Genomic DNA, 17,540 nt, shown 5'->3' with positions numbered 1-17,540 from the left:
TCGAGGCGCTCCAGATAGGGGATGCTGTCATGCACGTTGGCCGGCGTGGCGAAGCTGTCGGTGATGATGCTGAACTTGCCGTCCACCGTGCGATGGTCGAGGTAGAAGAAGCCTTTCGGCTTGCCATCGCGCACCATGTAGCCGCTATCCCTGTCGGTGCGGCTGATCTTGGTGGGCTTCACCGGCGGCTCGCGCGGCGGCGCTGGCGGCAAGGGCTTCTGGCCATGAGTGGCCCGGTCTTCCTCATACCAGGATGCGAAGATGCTGACGCATCCGCATCCTGAATGCTCAGGCGCCGCACGGGCTTAGCCAGAACCCGATGAGTCACGCTCATCGGGTTCTGGTATCAATGGCCGCGTCAAGTTCCGCCCAGTAGGCCGCCCGCGACTTCGCCGCCAGTTCGACATCGAACCAGTTCTTGTCGGCGTTCGCCTTCAGATGGGTGGAATCCGTGTACAGCGTGCGCCCGTCGACCAGACCGAGCGTCATCGCCTGCTCGACGATGCGGTCGAAGATCGCCTGCGCCACGCTCTCGTCCTGGTAGCGCCGGCGGCGGTTCTGCGACAGCGTCGAGGCGTCGAAGACCTTTTGCGTCAGCTTCAGCCGCAGAAACCAGCGATAGGCGACATTGACCTCGATCTCCCGCACGAGCTGGCGCTCTGAGCGCACGCCGAACAGGTAGCCGAGGAACAGCGCCTTGAACATCAGGGTCGGATCCAGCGGCGGCCGGCCGTTGTCGGCGCAATACAACGGCGCTGTCAGATCGTGGATGAACGAAAAATCGACCACCGCATCAATCTTGCGCAGCAGGTGGTCGGGCGGGACCAGCTCTTCGAGCGTCACCATCTCGATTGCGGTCTGTTCGGGTCCGGGGCGTCGCAGCATGACCCAGTGAATCAAAACCCCCGGCTCACGCCAGGGGGTTGTCAGCGGTCTGAGGCCGGGCGGTGCCCGGCCTTTTTCGCGTTCGCTTCTGGATAAGCGCTTTGTCACGCGCCGCAGATTCTTAGCCTGGCTTCGTCTCAGGCAATTTGCCGTGATGGTGCATCACCGCATCCTCAATTGATCCATCGAAGACAAGGCGACCGTGCTCCATGACAATCCCACGGTTGCAGTATTCCAGCAGTGTGGATGAATCGTGCGACGCCAATACCAGGATGCCTGCGTTATCGATCAGGTCCCGAATTCGTTGCCGCGCCTTTTGGGCGAAAGACGCGTCGCCAACGCTGACCAGTTCGTCCATGAGCAATATGTCAGGCCGTATGGCGGTGGATATGGCGAAGGCGATGCGTAGGTTCATCCCCGACGAATAGGTGCGCATTGGCAAGTCCATGAAGTCGCCGATCTCAGCGAACTCGCCGATGCGAGCGATGCTGGCCTTCGCCTCGGCAATGGTCATGCCGATCAGCGCGCCGCGCAGAACGATGTTCTCGGCGCCGCTCATTTCCGGGTCCATGCCCATGGTGATGTCGAGCAGGGATGACACCGATCCCTTGATCTCAGCTTCGCCAGAGGACGGCTCATAGGCCCCGGATAACACGCGGAGCAAGGTCGACTTGCCGGCGCCATTGTGACCCAGAATGCCTAGTCGGTCGCCTTGTCGGAGTGACAGGGTGACGTCCTGCAATGCATTGACGGACACCACGTCGCCATCGGCGGCCACCTGGCCGCCGACGCGCGCAAGAATATTGCGCCGGATGGAGCGGCCGCGGGCATTGTAGATTGGGAACTCGACCGAGGCGTTGATCAGGTCAATTGAAGCCATCTGCGCCTCCTGTCAGAGCCAGTAAACGATACGGGCGCGCAGCCGCGCGAACAGGGGCGCCGTTATTGCATACAGCAGGATAACCATGGCCACCGCCACGCCCCATGTCCAAAGGCTCGGGATTCGCCCGTGAAGGGGCTCGCTGACGACGCGCAAGAAGATGGCGAAGGGATTGAAACCCACGACATAGGGCGCGGCGGCGCCCAACTGCTCGACCCGCCACATGATTGGCGTCAAAAAGAACGCGATCTGCAGCACGTTCTGGATGATGACCGGCGTGTCCCTGAACCGTGTTGAAATCATGCCGATCAGCAGCACCACGGGGTACGCAGCGGCCAGCAGCAGAAGCATCCCTGGAATGGCGAGCAACATCTCCCAGCTTGGCGGGACACGGAAAATGATCATCACGATGGGAATGATGATGATGTTGTGCGCGAACATGATGAGGTTTCGCGCAATGAGCCGCATGGCGAACAGGGTTTTCGGCATCGCCTCCTGTCGCAGATAGACACCGGAGGCCGTGAATACGGTGGTGGCGTCCGTAACGATGCCGAGGATCAAGGTCCAGACGACATAATTGATCGCGAGATAGGGCAGGTAGGTGGTGATGTCCTGCTTGAACAGCGTCGAGTAGACAACGCCGATGCCACCGACGAAGGCTGCCATGCTCAGCGTGATCCAGAACGCGCCGACCCGCGAGCGTTTGTAGCGCTGGCGAATATCGGTCATGGCAAGCAGGCTCCAGACGTGCCACGCCGCGATGCCTTGGGCTGCGTCCAACGAGGCTCGCCGCCAGTCCCGGGGTGAAGGCTTAAGAGACATTGTGCTCCTGCTGGTGCTTCGCGCGGTGCATGACAGAGAAGGCGTCGCCGCCTCGAAATCACCCTGGAGGGAGAGCTTTGGCGCCTGGCTCGGCCAGAAATTCTAGCGCCGTTCCTACACAATATCGCGCCATATGGCGATATGCTGGACGGGAGCTGCCGGTCACGCGAAGCGGCGCTGGCGCCTTACGTAGCGTTGGGGCTGGCCAGGACGCGGCTTGGCGTCGCGCCCGGAATTGCGCGTCACAAACACGGCGTTCAGCATTGGACAACGTCGCCTGGGAGGTTATAGGTACCGGCAAACTGGTCATATTATGCTGGCCGGAACGGTCGTAGCGAGCCTGCGTGTTTCCCCGTCGCGACAGGTTTGCACCGTATTGCAGGAGTGCGTCATGGCGTCCACGTTTGAGACGGTTGCAGATATCATCGCAGACACCTGCGATATCCCGCGTGAGCAGATTACACCCGAGTCGCACGCGATCGAAGACCTTGGCGTCGATTCGCTCGCCTTCCTCGATATCGCCTTCGCCATCGACAAGGCGTTCGGCATCAAGCTTCCGCTCGAGCAGTGGACGCAGGAAGTTAACGAGGGGAAAGTTCCGGCTGAGGAATATTTTGTGCTCAAGAACCTCTGCGACCGTATCGACCAGCTTGTCGCAGCCAAGCAGGGCTGATTTTTCTATTATTTGCTAATACCTGGGTGCGGGCTAAATAGAGCCGGTTCGTGCCCGGGCTGCTGAAGGCGCGTCAATGCAGCTCGAATATTTCAGGATGGTTGACCAGGTCTTGCATCTGGACAAGGAGGGGAAGAGCCTGAAGGCGGCAGCGACCGTTCCCGGCGAGAGTCCTGTGTTCGAGGGGCACTTTCCTGGCTATCCGCTCATGCCCGGCGTGCTCCTGACCGAGACAATGGCGCAGACATCCGGTTATCTGCTGCTGGCGCTCGGCTCCTACGACAGGATGCCGTTCCTCGCGGGTGTTCAGAAGGCCAAGTTCAGATCGTTCGTCGGTCCAGGCGCGCAGCTGGAAATTGACGCCTCGCTTGATCATCTTGGTTCAGGTTTTGCGGTTACAAAAGCCAGCATCAGACACGATGGGCGCGCCATCTGTGACGCTGAGTTGATGTTCCGTTTGTTGCCGTTCCCCGAGGGGATGAGCATGCTGATGCGGGAACGGGCAAATGACATTGGTCTGGCATTGTCGGAGGCGTCATGACGCAGCGCGAAATCTGGATCACCGGCGTCGGCATCGTGTCTGCAGCAGGTGAGGGCGTCGACGTCCACGTAAACGCCATGCTGACTGGCTCCGCTCCGCCCGTGGACCGGGATTCGTTCGCGCCCTATTCGGTTCACCCGGTGGCGCAGATCGGGTTCGAAGGTCAGATTCCGAAAAAGGCTGATCAGCGCCAGATGGAAGCCTGGCAGAAGCTGGGCGTCTATGCCGCTGGGCTCGCTCTGGATTCGGCTGGCTTGAAGGGCGACCAGGAGCGCCTGGGGCGGCTGGAGATGATTGTCGCGGCCGGCGGCGGGGAGCGTGATTATGCCGTTGATGGCCAGATCCTGACGGGGGCGCCGACATCGGAAAACCCTGGCGTGATGCTCAACGAACGTCTGATGAGTGACATCAGGCCGACGATGTTTCTGGCGCAGCTTTCGAATCTGCTCGCAGGCAACATTTCGATCGTTCACGGTGTCACCGGCGGTTCCCGCACCTTTATGGGCGAGGAGCAGGCCGGGGTCGACGCCTTGCGCATTGCTGAAGCAAGGATTCGTTCCGGGCAGTCAGATGCGTTTCTTGTTGGCGGCTCTTACAATGCCGAGCGGCCGGACGTCCTGCTGATCTACGCCATGTCCGACTATCTGTGGACTGGCGCGCCGACCGAGATTCGCGCGCGTGAAAGCGAAGGCGGTGGCTTCGTCCTTGGCTCTGGTTCAGCATTTTTGGTTGTTGAGGCAGCGGAGGTCGCGCGGGCACGCGGCGCGACGCCGCTTGCGCGCCTCGATGGCGTTGTGTCCGACATGCCGCAACGTCAGCCTGGCGGTGTGGCGCAATCTCTGGATGCGCTGTGGAGCCAGGTCGCCAGTGACTTTCAGGCCGCAGCCGGCGTGGTGATCTCTGGCGCTACGGGCGCCCCGGGCGTCACCGCCGAAGAGCTGGGGGTGATCGCCAGCCGGGCGGGCGCTGCAAAGGCGTTCATGACCGGCGACGTGTTTGGCCATCTGGTAGAGCCACAGTTCCCGGCAGGCGTTGGTCTTGCGGCAGCTTTGCTGTCGCAGGGAGGTTTCGAACAGGCAGTCGTCACTGGCGTCGGTCATCGGCGAGGCGAGGGCGTCGCGCGCCTTTCCCGCGTGGTCTGAAGTCTGCACAATTAATCCGCCGGAGCTCGTCATGACGTCGTTACATCGGGACAAGGCAGGCCGCCCTCTCGTCGCCGTTACCGGTATGGGGATCGTCACTTCCCTCGGCGAGGGGAAGGAAGACAACTGGGCTGCGCTCACCGCGGGGCGCTCAGGCGTTCATCGCCTTACGCGTTTCCCGATTGACGGGCTCAAGACGACCATCGCCGCCACGGTCGACTTTATTGATGTCGAGCCGTTTTGCGCCCCGGCCCTGTCGCAGGAAATGGCCATGCGCGCTGGCGCAGAGGCCATCGGCCAGTCCGGTGTAGGCAAGCCCGGGGACTTTCCTGGGCCTTTGTTTATCGCTGTGCCCCCAGTGGAGATGGAATGGCCACAGCGCCGCGCCCTTGCCGAGGCCGGCGCCGATGGCCAGCCGGTGACCTATGCAACTCTTTTGGCTGGCGCCCGCACGGGCAAGTTTCGCGACTGGTATGAGCTGTTCCTGTTCGGCGGCGTGGCGGCGATTGTCGCCCGACGCTTCGGAACCAAGGGCTCGCCCATATCGCTGTCTACGGCATGTTCGTCCGGCGCCACAGCGATACAGCTTGGCGTAGAAGCGATTCGTCGCGGCGAGACCCCTGTGGCGCTGTGCATGGGAACGGATGGCTCGGTGAACCCCGAATCATTGATCCGTTTTTCCTTGTTGTCGGCGCTCTCGACCCAGAATGATCCGCCGGAAGGCGCATCGAAGCCCTTCTCCAAGAACCGCGACGGGTTTGTCATGGGCGAGGGCGCTGCGGCGCTGGTTCTGGAGGACTACGACCATGCTCTGGCGCGCGGCGCGCGCATTCTCGGCTTTGTCGCAGGCTGTGGTGAAAAGGGCGATAGTTTCCATCGCACGCGTTCCAGTCCCGACGGGGCGCCCGCCATCGCGGCGATCGAAGGCGCCATCCGCGACGCCGGACTGACGCCTGACGATATCGATTACGTGAACGCCCATGGCACCAGCACGCCAGAAAACGACAAGATGGAAGCGCTGGGGCTGATCTCCGTTCTCGGGGAGCGCATGGCGTCTGTTCCAATTTCATCGAACAAATCAATGGTTGGGCACACCCTCACCGCCGCTGGCGCGGTGGAGGCGGTGGCCTCGCTGCTGACCATCAATACCGGTCGGGTTCCTCCGACCATAAACTATAACGTCCCCGATCCGGCGATTGCCCTTGATGTGGTTCCGAATGTGGCGCGCGATGCCGAGGTCCGGCACGTGCTGTCGAACTCGTTCGGATTTGGTGGTCAGAATACCTGCCTGGTTTTCTCAGCCGAACCCACCTGAGCTAACAGAGCGAACATTGACGACGCGATATGGCGCCCGTCGGCGCCGTGTCCATTTAAGGGATCTTGTATGAGCAGGCGCGTACTGGTTACCGGCGGCGGCAAGGGCCTCGGCGCCGCCATCGTCCGTTCGCTGGCGACGGCTGGTTTTGATGTGGATTTTACCTATCGCTCTTCCGTGGCCCAGGCGGACGCCCAGATCGCCGGGTTGACAGCAACCTATCCAGATCAGGCGTTCCGGGCCTTTGCGCTTGACCTGTCAGATGCAGCGAGCGTCGACAGGTTCTGTGCCGAGCGGGAGGACGACGGCTATTACGGCTTCGTGCATAACGCCGGACAGTCTTACGACGCACTGGCGGCGATGATGTCGCGCGACAAGGCCGATGAGGCCATGCAGGTCAACTTCTGGTCGCTGACAGCGATCGCCAAGGCGCTGGTCCGCGGCATGGTGCGCAGCCGCTCTGGCCGTATCGTCGCCATCGGTTCCATCACGTCGATCCACGCCAACGCGGGCAATGGCGCCTACGCTGCTTCAAAGGGCGCGGTCGCCTCGTGGCTTCGTACGTTGGCGGTCGAGACCGCCAAGCGTGGTGTGACCGTCAACACCATTGCCCCGGGTTTCATCGATACGGATATGATGGCCCGGTACGCGGAACACCGCGCGACGCTGGAGAAGCAGATTCCAGCTGGCAGATTTGCTCGTTCCGACGAAGTGGCGGCGATGGCGGCGTTCCTGCTAAGTGACGCAGCATCCTATGTCACCGGCGCTGTTTTACCAGTCGATGGCGGGTTGTCCGCGCAGATAAGCGCGCATCGGTATTGAGCCGCACTCTTTGCACAGACCCACGCAATGTGTCGCGCGGGTCGGCATTGTTTGCGCACTCCAACCGGGCGGCGGCCACCGGGTCGGGCCGCTCCTGAAGCATCATTTTAAAGGCGCCCGAGGGCGCACAGGAATCGCCATGCGCGCGCTGCAGCTTTTCGGGGATCGCGACCTTCGCCTGACGGATATTGAACCTCCGCCGCCGCCAGGCCCCGGAGAGGTACAGATCCGGACGCGCGCGATCGCGCTGAACTATCTTGACCTGTGGGGCTTCCGCGGCATGGCCTTTGCCCGGCGTAAAATGCCCCAGGTGGCTGGCGTCGAAGCGGCGGGTGAAGTTGTTCGCGTAGGCGAGGGCGTCACGACGCTGAAAGTTGGCGACAGAGTCGCGATGTATGGCGCGGAGACCTGCAACAATTGCAAGGCCTGCCGGGAGGGGCGCGACAACCTCTGCGAAAATGTCGCCGGCATTCTCGGCTTCCATGTCGACGGCTTTGCCCGTGAATTCATCAATCGACCGGAGCGGCTGGTCATCAAGGCGCCAGATAGCGTCAGCTTCGAAGACGCCGCCTGCGCGCCGATCGGATTCGGCACGGTTCAGCATATGCTGTTTGACAACGCCCGGCTCGAACCAGGCGAAACCATCCTCGTCCATGCCGGCGGGTCAGGCATCGGCACTGCCGCCATCAAAATGGCGAAGGACATCGGTTGTTACGTCTTCGCAACTGTCGGCGACGATGTGAAGGGCGAACGCGCCAAGGCACTGGGCGCTGATTTTGTCATCAATTATCGCACCGAGCGCTTTGAGGGCGTGGTCCGCAAGCAGACCAAGCGCAAGGGCGTGGATGTCGTTTTTGAACACGTCGGCGTCGATACCTGGAACGGTAGTCTGCTGTGTCTCAAGCGCGGCGGTCGCCTTGTGACATGTGGATCAACCTCCGGCATCTCCACCACAATGAACCTGATGCAATTGTTCCAGCAACAATATCGCATCACCGGCTCGTTCGGCTGCTCGATGGCCAACATCCGCCAGTCGCTCGACAAGATGGCGGGTGGCATGAACCCGGTGATCGATTCGGTGTTCGAACTGTCGGATTTCCAGAAGGGTCTCGAGCGGCTTGAAGGTCGTCAGGCGTTTGGAAAAATTGTGGTGCGTTTCTGAGTCAGTCGGAGACGTCAACAAGTGAGGCCCACCTGTCCGGACACAGGTGGCCATGATCCGTTTTCGGCGTCGGGGCCTGCAAACGCCGCGCCGGTCTTATCCTGTGAGGCAGCCGATGACCGAAGTGAGCAGCAAGTCCCAAAAAACCAGCCCGGGTCGCTTTTTCGAGCATTTCCGCATTGGCGAAGTGATCCGCCACGCGACGCCCCGCACAATCACCACGGGCGACGTGGCGCTTTACACGGCGCTTTATGGATCGCGTTTCGCCGTCCAGTCATCGGACGAGTTCGCCAGGTCCATCGGCTATGATCGCAGCCCTATCGACGATCTGCTGCTGTTCCACGTGGTGTTCGGCAAGACCGTGCCTGACATCTCGCTCAACGCTGTAGCCAACCTCGGCTATGCCGAAGGGCGCTTTCTGAACCCGGTCTATCCCGGCGATACGATTTCCACGGTCTCAGAGGTGATTGGCCTCAAGGAAAATTCCAATCGCAAGACAGGCGTCGTGTACGTCCGCTCGACTGGTTCCAATCAGCGCGGCGAAACAGTGCTCGAATATGTCCGCTGGGTGATGGTGAAAAAGGCGGACGAGTCAGCGGCCCCGACCGGCGAGCACGTTCCGGAGCTGCAGAAGGCTGTTCCGGCGGAGGCATTGGGCGCGGCGCTGCCGGCGCTAAGCCTTGCGGGTTGGAGCGATGAGCTGTCGGGCAACCCATTCCGATTTGGCGATTATGCAGTCGGTGAGAAGATCGACCACGTTGACGGGATGACCGTGGAGGAAGCGGAGCAGCAGATTGCCACGCGCCTGTATCAGAACACCGCCAAAGTTCATTTCGACGGTTACGCCGCAAAAGACACGCGTTTTGGCAAGCGCCTGATCTATGGCGGTGTGGTTATCTCGCTGGCACGCGCCCTTTCGTTTAACGGGCTCGGAAATGCATTCCACATCGCCGCCATCAATGGTGGTCGACACGTGGCCCCGCTGTTCTCTGGCGATACGGTCTATGCGTGGTCGGAGGTGCTCGACAAGGCCGACGTGCCTGGACGTGGTGACGTCGGCGCATTGCGGCTCCGCCTCGTTGCGACCAAGAATCGTCCGTGCGCCGATCATCCTTTCCGTACTGGCGAGGAGATGGACCCAGCGGTCATCCTCGACTTTGACTATTGGGCCATCATCCCGCGCTGAGATCCGTGGAAAGGCCCCTATGCAGGCGGCGTTGGCGCCATGCAGTCTGGGCAGCGCCGGCGCTGGCTATTGCTGAACGGCCAGCCCACCTCAGGTCGCACGGAGGTGCTGCAGCAATTGCTGGGCGAGGGGGGTGAGGCGATCATAGCGTCGAACGCAGAGGTAAAGCGCGCGCTCGGCCCATGCATCGCTGAGCGGGATAGCGACGATATTCATGATTTGCGTCGCGCGTTGGGCGGTGGTTTCAGGCACCACCCCCACCCCCACCCCTGTCTCGACCAGCCTGCAGACGCCGTCGAAAGAGCGCAATTGCACCCGTAATCGCAGTGGACGTCCGGCGCGCGCCGCCTTCGACGCGAGAAATCTTTGCAAGGCGCTCGATCTGTCCAGTCCGACAAATTCGTAATCAAGCGCGCTGGCGAACGGGATCGGCGAAGCAGCGCGCTCTGCATCGCGCGAGGCATCGGCCAGCGCATGGTCGCCGCTGACAACGAGCACGAAGCGATCCCTGCGAAAGGGAAACGTCTCGAGTTCACCGCGATCAACCGTGCCGGCGATAATGCCAATTTCCGCCGCGCCCTCGGCTATCAACCCGACGATCTCGCCCGACAGTCGCTCTTCAAGATCAACGGAGACGTGTGGGTGGATGGCGAGGAAGGAAGAGAGCGCCTCGGGCAGAAACTCGGTCAGGGCGTTCGTGTTTGATAGCAGGCGAATATGGCCCGCCAGTCCCTCTGCATAGCGCCCCATATCCTCCCGCAATCGCTCAGCCTGTTCGAGAATGTTGCGGGCATGCTGCAGCAGCGTGGTTCCGGCTTGGGTAAGGGTGACCCCCTGCCGCTTGCGCACAAATAGTGTCGCGCCCAGAGAATCCTCGAGATTGCGTACGCGCGTCGACGCCGCTGCTAGCGCGAGGTTCGTTCGCGCCGCGCCGTGGGTAATCGATCCCGCCTCGGCGATATTCCGGAACAGCACAAGGTCAGTGAGATCAAAGCGCATGCGCCATCCTTCGTCTCAGGCGAAGGATGGGTACACGAAAAGCTCATTGAGCGCCACGGAATCCAGTTTAATGAAATTCTAAACAGCTGCGTGTTCAGTCGCGCATGGCTAACGGTCGCGCCACTGGGCCTGTGTGGGTCGCCTGCTCAGGTAAGGGCGCGGGTCGCGTCGCCAGAGGGCAGCGGCAGTAGCGCCTGGACTCCCCTGGCGTTGAAATCGTGCGTTGCGGGATGGGCTAACATTGGTTAGGACCATTCCAAATTGGGGGCGGGCGTTCTGTCGCAGCCCTCTTGCAAACCGATCATGCTCAACAGCCTGAGCAGTGGTCGCAGTTTCTGGTTATTTGCGGCATCTGCCGCGCGGGTTCAGTGGAGACGTCTTCATGGCGGAGATTCAGGCGAAAGCGCCCGCAAGGCGGCTGGAAGACATCCGGCCCCTGTCGCCGCATCTGCAGATCTACAAATGGACATGGACGATGGCGATGTCCGTCGTCCATCGCGTCACTGGCGTGGCCTTGTATTTCGGCACGGTTCTGATTGTTGGCTGGCTTGCCGCCCTCGCGGCGGGCCCAGGCCCCTATGAGTGCGCCCGCTGGTTGATGACATCAATCTTCGGCAAGCTCGTGCTGATCGCCTACACGTGGGCGCTCTTCCATCACATGCTTGGCGGCGTTCGTCACTTCATCTGGGACACCGGTGCGGGCTTCGAGCGCAATGCACGCATGACGCTGGCGAAGCTTACCCTGGTTGGCTCCGTTGTGCTCACCGTCGCCTTCTGGGCGATCGTCGCATTCGCGCGCTGAGAGGGACTGGGATGTCTTCTGAAAACCGCTCATTCCGTACGCCGCGCGCCAGCGTCACCGGCCTTGGCGCAGCCCACCATGGCACCGAGCATTTCTGGCGCCAGCGCCTCACGGCGATCGCCAATCTGCTGCTGATCGTTCCGTTCCTGATCGTACTGGCGCTGGCCTATGGCCAGGATTACGCATCCGCCGCAGCGGTGGTTTCGCACCCGGTCTCGGCAATCGTGCTGCTGTTGCTGGTGATCTCGGTGTCGATCCACATGCGCCTGGGCATGTCCATCGTCATTGAGGACTATTTGCCAGCCGCCGGCCAACGGGTCGCAGCTGTCATCGCCAACACCTTCTTTGCCGCTGCGATCGGCATTGTCGGCGTCTTTGCCATACTGAAGCTTGCGGTTGGTCGGCTGATCTGACGCAACCGGCGGTTCAGCCGCCAAGAGCCTCATTATATTGGATTTTTGCGTTTTCTGGTGTGTTGGACGTAGCGTTCCGCCCAGGATCTGCTCAACGGGGTGATCGATGTCAGCCTCTGCTACTTATACCATCAACGGCCGGGCCTACCCGATCACCGACCATACCTTCGACGTGGTGATTGTCGGTGGTGGCGGCGCTGGTTTGCGCGCAACGGTCGGTTGCTCCGAGGCAGGTCTTCGCACAGCCTGCATCACCAAGGTATTCCCCACGCGGTCGCACACCGTGGCTGCGCAGGGCGGCGTCGCCGCTTCGCTCGGCAATATGGGTGAGGACAACTGGAAGTGGCACATGTACGACACCGTGAAGGGGTCGGACTGGCTGGGCGACCAGGATTCTATCGAATATCTGGTGCGTAACGCGCCAGCAGCCGTCTACGAGCTGGAGCACTGGGGCGTCCCGTTCTCCCGTACGGAAGATGGCAAGATCTATCAGCGCCCGTTCGGCGGCATGACCACTGACTTCGGCAATGGCCCGCCAGCCCAGCGTACCTGCGCTGCGGCCGACCGTACCGGTCACGCCATGCTGCATACGCTGTATGGCCAGGCGCTGCGCAACTCGACCGAGTTCTTCATCGAGTATTTCGCCATTGATCTGATCATGGATAACGGCGCCTGCCGTGGCGTTATCGCGATCAAGATGGATGACGGCACCATTCACCGTTTCCGCTCGCATCTGACCATGCTGGCGACGGGTGGCTACGGTCGCGCCTACTTCTCCGCCACGTCGGCCCACACCTGCACAGGTGATGGCGGCGGCATGGTGCTGCGCGCCGGCCTGCCCCTGCAGGACATGGAGTTCGTTCAGTTCCACCCGACCGGCATTTATGGCGCAGGTTGCCTGATCACCGAAGGCGCGCGTGGTGAGGGCGGTTACCTGACCAACTCCGAAGGCGAGCGCTTCATGGAGCGTTACGCGCCGTCCGCCAAGGACCTCGCGTCGCGCGACGTGGTCTCCCGGTCGATGACGGTCGAGATCCGTGAAGGTCGCGGCGTCGGCAAGAACAAGGATCACATCTATCTGCATCTGGATCACCTTGATCCGGCGATCCTTCATGAGCGCCTGCCAGGCATCTCGGAGAGCGCCAAGATTTTCGCAGGCGTCGATGTAACCCGCGAGCCGATCCCGGTGTTGCCCACCGTCCACTACAACATGGGCGGCATCCCGACGAACTATCATGGCGAAGTGCTGACCAAGGTTGGCGGCGATCCGGATTCGGTCGTGCCGGGCCTGATGGCCATTGGCGAAGCAGCGTGCGTTTCGGTGCACGGCGCTAACCGCCTGGGCTCAAACTCGCTCATCGACCTGGTGGTGTTCGGCCGCGCCGCCGGCCTGCGCGCGGCTGAGCTGGTCAAGCCTGGCCAGAAGCATGCAGAGCTGCCGGCAGATTCGGCTGATCTGGCTCTCTCGCGGCTCGACAAGTTCCGCTACGCCAACGGCGGTACGCCAACCGCCGAACTGCGCCTCAACATGCAGAAGACCATGCAGTCCAACTGCGCGGTGTTCCGCACCGGCGAAGTGCTGGAAGAGGGCAAGAAGCTGATCCACGACGTGTGGCGGGCCGCAGCGGACGTGCGGGTCACCGACCGGTCGCTGGTCTGGAACTCGGACCTGCTTGAGACGCTCGAATTCGACAACCTCATCACCCAGGCTGTGGTGACCATGGAAGGCGCGGTCAACCGTAAGGAATCCCGCGGCGCCCATGCACGTGAAGACTTCCCCGATCGCAACGACGACGAGTGGATGAAGCACACGCTGACGTGGGTGGACGATCATGCCCGCACGGTCACGATCGACTACCGGCCCGTGCATACCTACACGATGACCGACGACATCGAGTACATCAAGCCGAAGGCGCGCGTGTACTGAGCATCCCTGTCCGGAGCCCGGACGTACGTTGAAACGGCCCTGGCGGCTTCGTCCGCCGGGCCTGTCACGAGATTGAGGCTGGACGCGAGATGGCCGAATTTTCCCTGCCCAAAAACTCCCGGATTTCCGAGGGTAAGACCTGGCCGAAGCCTGCATCGGCCGCCCGCACGACCACGTTCCGCGTTTACCGGTGGAATCCCGACGACGGCAAGAACCCGGTGATCGACACCTATTACGTGGATCGGGATGATTGCGGTCCGATGGTTTTGGACGCACTGTTGTGGATCAAGAACAATATTGATCCGACCCTGACTTTGCGTCGCTCCTGCCGCGAGGGTATCTGCGGATCGTGCTCGATGAACATCAATGGCGCCAATACGCTGGCGTGCACCATTGGCATCGACGAGTGCGCAGACAAGGGCGTGGTGCGCATTTATCCGCTGCCGCATATGCCAGTGGTCAAGGATCTGGTTCCCGATCTGAGCACCTTCTACGCGCAGCACGCGGCCATCGAGCCTTATCTCAAGACGGTGACCCCGGCTCCTGAGAAGGAGTGGCGGCAGTCGCCGGAAGACCGGCTGAAGCTGGATGGTCTGTACGAGTGCATCCTGTGCGCCTGCTGCAGCACCTCCTGCCCGAGCTATTGGTGGAACGGCCAGCGCTACATGGGCCCGGCGGCGCTCCTGCAGGCTTACCGCTGGCTGATTGACAGCCGCGACGAGGATACAGGCGGCCGGCTCGACAAGCTGGAGGATCCCTTCCGTCTGTACCGCTGCCACACCATCATGAACTGCGCCAACGTTTGCCCCAAGCATCTCAATCCGGCCAAGGCGATTGCCGAGATCAAGAAGATGATGGTGGTCCGCCAGGTCTGAGGCGCAGCACGGTCAAGCTTTACGCGGCGTCGGGCCTTGGTCCGGCGCCGTCTTGTTTTGGCGCCACAGTTACGTGATTATCCATTTGCGGCGTTTCGGGCGCGCTTTGTCCGGGATATTGATTGCGTTGCGTCCTCAGACTGGGGCGATCAAGAAGGTTCAGGAACGCAGATGCGGCTCATTTCGATTCGAACCACCGACACGCATCGCCTGATGCGGATTGGCGCGGCGCTTGTGCTGGCGGGGTCGCTGGCAGCGTGTCAGTCCAGCCGGTTTGACGGTGGCGGCGGCTATAGCAGGCCAGCGCCGCAACGTCCCGCGCCCGTGGACTCGGATATAGAGCCGGGATTGGGTGGCTCACAGCTGGGCCGGATCGAGAGCAGCCCGCTGCCGCCGGCGCCAGGCGCCGTTGTGGCTCCGGATCCAAACCTGCAAGGTGGGCTCACTCCTGGCGGAACCGAGGTTGCTGCTCTGCCTCCGGTCGGCGGCGCTCCGTCGACGGTCGCTCCGGCGCCGCCTGCGCCGCCTCCAGCTGCCTCGCGCTCCAGCGCAGTGGGGCGTTGGACAGCCAAGGAAGCCGCCGGCGCCTGCTCCGTCAATTTGTCCTCGACGCCGTCTCTGGATCTGTATCGCGCCAGCACGTCTGGTTGCGCCAACAAGGACCTGCAGAGCGTCAACGCGTGGGAATTTCGTGACGGTGAGGTCTATCTCTACGCGCGCGGCGGAGTGGTCGCGCGACTGCGGGATGGCGGCGGGCAGTTTAATGGTGTGATCGCCAAATCCGGCGCGCCACTGACGCTTAGTAAGTAGCGTGCGGGTATTTATGTACTGTTTCGGGAGCGGCGCCTGCGGGCGCCGTTTCATTGTGGGCGGCGCGGAGGCTGCAGGCGTCGCGGACGACAAGCCCGGCTTGGCGCCGGGGCGCAAGGTAGAAGATGGTGATCCCAGTGCAGGGTAAGGTCGCTGCCCGTTATAACGAACTCGTCCGCTCTGGGCAGATTGAGCGGGACCCGGCGCAGCAGGCTCTGGTGGCGCGCTTTGACCAGCTTGCGGGGGAACTTGAGCAGGGTGCGCGGCGAGGGGGCGGGGGGCTGCTGCGCAGTCTATTTAGGCGCAAGGATGCGCCTGCAGCGAGCAAGGGCCTGTACATTTGGGGGTTCGTCGGGCGCGGCAAGACGATGCTGATGGACCTGTTCTTCGAGGAAGTAGCCGTCAGCGCCAAACGGCGCGCCCATTTCCACGAATTCATGGCCGATGCGCATGAGCGCATCTTCGCCTTCCGGCAACTTGTCCGTGAGGGGAAAACCCGCGACGTTGATCCGATACCAGTTGTTGCGGCTGAGCTGGCGCGAGAGGCGCGTCTGTTGTGCTTTGACGAGTTCACCGTGACGGATATCGCAGACGCCATGATCCTGGGGCGGCTGTTTCGCGCGCTGCTCGACGAAGGGGTGGTGGTGGTCGCAACATCGAATGTTGAACCCCGGCGACTCTATGAGAATGGCCTGAATCGGGCGCTGTTTTTGCCTTTCATCGACATCATCGTCGCGCACATGGAGGTTGTACAGCTCGACTCACGCACGGATTTCAGACTCGAAAAGCTCGCAGGAGCCAGGGTATTCCACGTGCCCGCTGATGAGAACGCGCGAGCAGCATTGCGTGACGCCTTCCAGCGTCTGTCAGGGATGCAGCAAGGCAGACAGGCGACGCTTGTCGTGAAGGGGCATCGTGTTGAGGTGCCCGAGGCCGGGCCGGGCGTCGCCCGTTTCAGCTTCCGGGACCTGTGCGCCCGCGCCTATGGGGCGTCGGATTACCGCGCCGTAGCCGAGAATTTTCATACGGTCATCATCGAAGACATACCAGTGATGGAACTCGAACAGCGCAATGAGGCGAAGCGGTTTATCACGCTGATCGACACGCTGTATGAGCACCACGTCAAGTTGCTTGCCTCAGCTGAAGCCCTACCGGAACGGCTCTACCGCGCGTCCAGTGGTCGGGAGGCATTCGAGTTTGATCGCACAGTGTCGCGGCTTATCGAGATGCAATCCGAACCCTATCTGGCGTCGCCCTACGGCCGGCCCACAGACGCTGTGCCATTGGGTGAAGGCGAGGCCACGGTGGCGCAGGGACAATGACCTCGAACCGGCAGGCCCGCTCGCAATCCGGTGATCCGAAGGGCCGCCTGCTGGCTATCGCGGCGGAACATCTGAGGCGCGCGGGTCGGAACCGGGTTCGGCTGGTTGCCGTGGCGGAAGATGCTGGCATGACGCATGCCAATGTCTACCGGTATTTCGCATCACGTGAGGAGCTGCTTGATGGCGTCGTCGCGATCGCCCTGAGACCAGTGGAGCGCCACATTGGCGATATCTCCGGCGCGCCCGATCCTGCTGACGACAAGCTGGAACGCATGGTCTACGCCCTTGCACGCGGCTATCGGGATTTGCTCGATCGTGACCCTGAGGTGTTCCATCTCTTCTCGGACGCTGTCAGCCTGAATAGACCATTGGCGCGCCGTCATCTCGGGCGCATCCGCCGGGCCTTCGTCGACGCCATCGACGACGGTATCAGTGAAGAGCTGTTCACTGTGACCGATCGGGATGCTGCGCTAGCCTTTTTGATCGACGCCTTGCACCGGTTTACGCACCCCGTGTCGGTCGCGGCGGATGCGCAACGTCTGCGAAGCATGATCGAACACCGGCTCAATGTGTCCGTCGGAGTGGTAATGAGAGCGCTTCGCGCCGGCCTTGTGTGACGAATTACAAAAAATGAAACTTGTAGCAAGCGCTGTACTGTGAAGACTGCGGTCGTCGCCGTCTCCGCTGAACACAAATTTTACTTGTATTATCAATGCGTTGGGAAATTTTTGCCGCGTTGGATGAGCGGTCGCTTTCCGCCTCGGCCAGCCAGTAGGCTCTTGCGATTCCTTCGGAAACGGCCGAAACGCCCTGAACGCGACAATGTGATTTTGGAGCGGGCCGGCGCTGGGGCAGCGTCCACGCGTTTGACAGCCAGAGCGGGTAGTCGCGGGAGGTGCCGGTTTTGATAGCCGTCAGCCTCAGTTGGCGAATTCGTCCGCGCAATGAGGTCGGGAAATTGTTG

Annotated in this window: 17 protein-coding genes and 1 pseudogene; 14 read left to right on the top strand and 4 right to left on the bottom strand. The window is 61.8% G+C overall.

The features are described from left to right. The 3 genes and pseudogenes from AC6A67_RS03965 to AC6A67_RS03955 form a co-directional block, all read right to left on the bottom strand. Positions 1-885, bottom strand: a pseudogene (locus AC6A67_RS03965) (transposase); the annotation flags it as partial. A 121-nt stretch (positions 886-1,006) separates the two neighbouring features. Then, the gene (locus tag AC6A67_RS03960) at positions 1,007-1,765 is read right to left on the bottom strand and encodes an ABC transporter ATP-binding protein (RefSeq protein WP_498035257.1); all 759 of its coding nucleotides are present in this window, start codon (positions 1,763-1,765) and stop codon (positions 1,007-1,009) included. Between the two features lie 12 nt (positions 1,766-1,777). Further along, positions 1,778-2,494, bottom strand: coding sequence for an ABC transporter permease (locus AC6A67_RS03955; RefSeq protein WP_498035256.1), 717 nt, complete (start codon positions 2,492-2,494; stop codon positions 1,778-1,780). A 484-nt stretch (positions 2,495-2,978) separates the two neighbouring features. Between AC6A67_RS03955 and AC6A67_RS03950 the strand changes: the two genes are divergently transcribed. From AC6A67_RS03950 to AC6A67_RS03920, 7 genes are all read left to right on the top strand, one after another. Further along, positions 2,979-3,260, top strand: a complete 282-nt coding sequence (locus AC6A67_RS03950) for an acyl carrier protein (RefSeq protein WP_498035255.1) — start codon at positions 2,979-2,981, stop codon at positions 3,258-3,260. Between the two features lie 76 nt (positions 3,261-3,336). Further along, the gene (locus AC6A67_RS03945; RefSeq protein WP_498035254.1) at positions 3,337-3,801 is read left to right on the top strand and encodes a 3-hydroxyacyl-ACP dehydratase FabZ family protein; all 465 of its coding nucleotides are present in this window, start codon (positions 3,337-3,339) and stop codon (positions 3,799-3,801) included. Further along, positions 3,798-4,943 (top strand): beta-ketoacyl-ACP synthase, encoded by a 1,146-nt coding sequence (locus AC6A67_RS03940; RefSeq protein ID WP_498035253.1) that lies wholly within the window; start codon positions 3,798-3,800, stop codon positions 4,941-4,943. Before AC6A67_RS03945 ends, AC6A67_RS03940 begins: the two co-directional genes overlap by 4 nt. Before the next feature lie 31 nt (positions 4,944-4,974). After that, positions 4,975-6,258, top strand: coding sequence for a beta-ketoacyl-ACP synthase (locus AC6A67_RS03935; RefSeq protein WP_498035264.1), 1,284 nt, complete (start codon positions 4,975-4,977; stop codon positions 6,256-6,258). A gap of 69 nt (positions 6,259-6,327) precedes the next feature. After that, positions 6,328-7,080, top strand: a complete 753-nt coding sequence (locus AC6A67_RS03930) for an SDR family NAD(P)-dependent oxidoreductase (RefSeq protein ID WP_498035252.1) — start codon at positions 6,328-6,330, stop codon at positions 7,078-7,080. Positions 7,081-7,219: 139 nt separating this feature from the next. Further along, positions 7,220-8,242, top strand: coding sequence for a zinc-binding dehydrogenase (locus AC6A67_RS03925; RefSeq protein ID WP_498035251.1), 1,023 nt, complete (start codon positions 7,220-7,222; stop codon positions 8,240-8,242). A gap of 115 nt (positions 8,243-8,357) precedes the next feature. Further along, positions 8,358-9,428 (top strand): MaoC family dehydratase, encoded by a 1,071-nt coding sequence (locus AC6A67_RS03920; RefSeq protein WP_498035250.1) that lies wholly within the window; start codon positions 8,358-8,360, stop codon positions 9,426-9,428. A gap of 90 nt (positions 9,429-9,518) precedes the next feature. On the opposite strand, the gene AC6A67_RS03915 is transcribed toward AC6A67_RS03920, so the two are convergent. Further along, a complete protein-coding gene (locus AC6A67_RS03915; protein ID WP_498035249.1) occupies positions 9,519-10,427 on the bottom strand; it encodes a LysR substrate-binding domain-containing protein in 909 nt (302 codons plus the stop codon). Between the two features lie 382 nt (positions 10,428-10,809). Between AC6A67_RS03915 and sdhC the strand changes: the two genes are divergently transcribed. From sdhC to AC6A67_RS03880, 7 genes are all read left to right on the top strand, one after another. Next, entirely contained in the window at positions 10,810-11,229 is a 420-nt protein-coding gene (gene sdhC, locus AC6A67_RS03910; RefSeq protein WP_498035248.1) for a succinate dehydrogenase, cytochrome b556 subunit, read from the top strand. Positions 11,230-11,240: 11 nt separating this feature from the next. Further along, a complete protein-coding gene (gene sdhD, locus AC6A67_RS03905) occupies positions 11,241-11,642 on the top strand; it encodes a succinate dehydrogenase, hydrophobic membrane anchor protein (RefSeq protein ID WP_498035247.1) in 402 nt (133 codons plus the stop codon). Positions 11,643-11,748: 106 nt separating this feature from the next. Next, entirely contained in the window at positions 11,749-13,569 is a 1,821-nt protein-coding gene (sdhA, locus tag AC6A67_RS03900; RefSeq protein ID WP_498035246.1) for a succinate dehydrogenase flavoprotein subunit, read from the top strand. Between the two features lie 89 nt (positions 13,570-13,658). Continuing rightward, positions 13,659-14,444: a succinate dehydrogenase iron-sulfur subunit gene (locus AC6A67_RS03895; RefSeq protein WP_498035245.1), complete on the top strand. Its 786-nt coding sequence runs from the start codon at positions 13,659-13,661 to the stop codon at positions 14,442-14,444. A 348-nt stretch (positions 14,445-14,792) separates the two neighbouring features. Further along, positions 14,793-15,254, top strand: a complete 462-nt coding sequence (locus tag AC6A67_RS03890) for an AprI/Inh family metalloprotease inhibitor (protein ID WP_498035244.1) — start codon at positions 14,793-14,795, stop codon at positions 15,252-15,254. Positions 15,255-15,379: 125 nt separating this feature from the next. Further along, positions 15,380-16,576 carry a cell division protein ZapE gene (gene zapE / locus AC6A67_RS03885; RefSeq protein ID WP_498035243.1) on the top strand — a complete coding sequence of 399 codons (1,197 nt, stop codon included), beginning with the start codon at positions 15,380-15,382 and terminating at the stop codon, positions 16,574-16,576. Beyond that, positions 16,573-17,193, top strand: coding sequence for a TetR/AcrR family transcriptional regulator (locus tag AC6A67_RS03880; protein WP_498035242.1), 621 nt, complete (start codon positions 16,573-16,575; stop codon positions 17,191-17,193). The genes zapE and AC6A67_RS03880 overlap by 4 nt, the downstream gene beginning before the upstream one ends. Positions 17,194-17,540 lie beyond the last annotated feature (347 nt).

This window comes from Camelimonas sp. FR25, assembly GCF_059740505.1.
The sequence above is the reverse complement of the archived record's forward strand: the minus strand, read 5'-3'. Positions and strand labels throughout refer to the sequence as shown.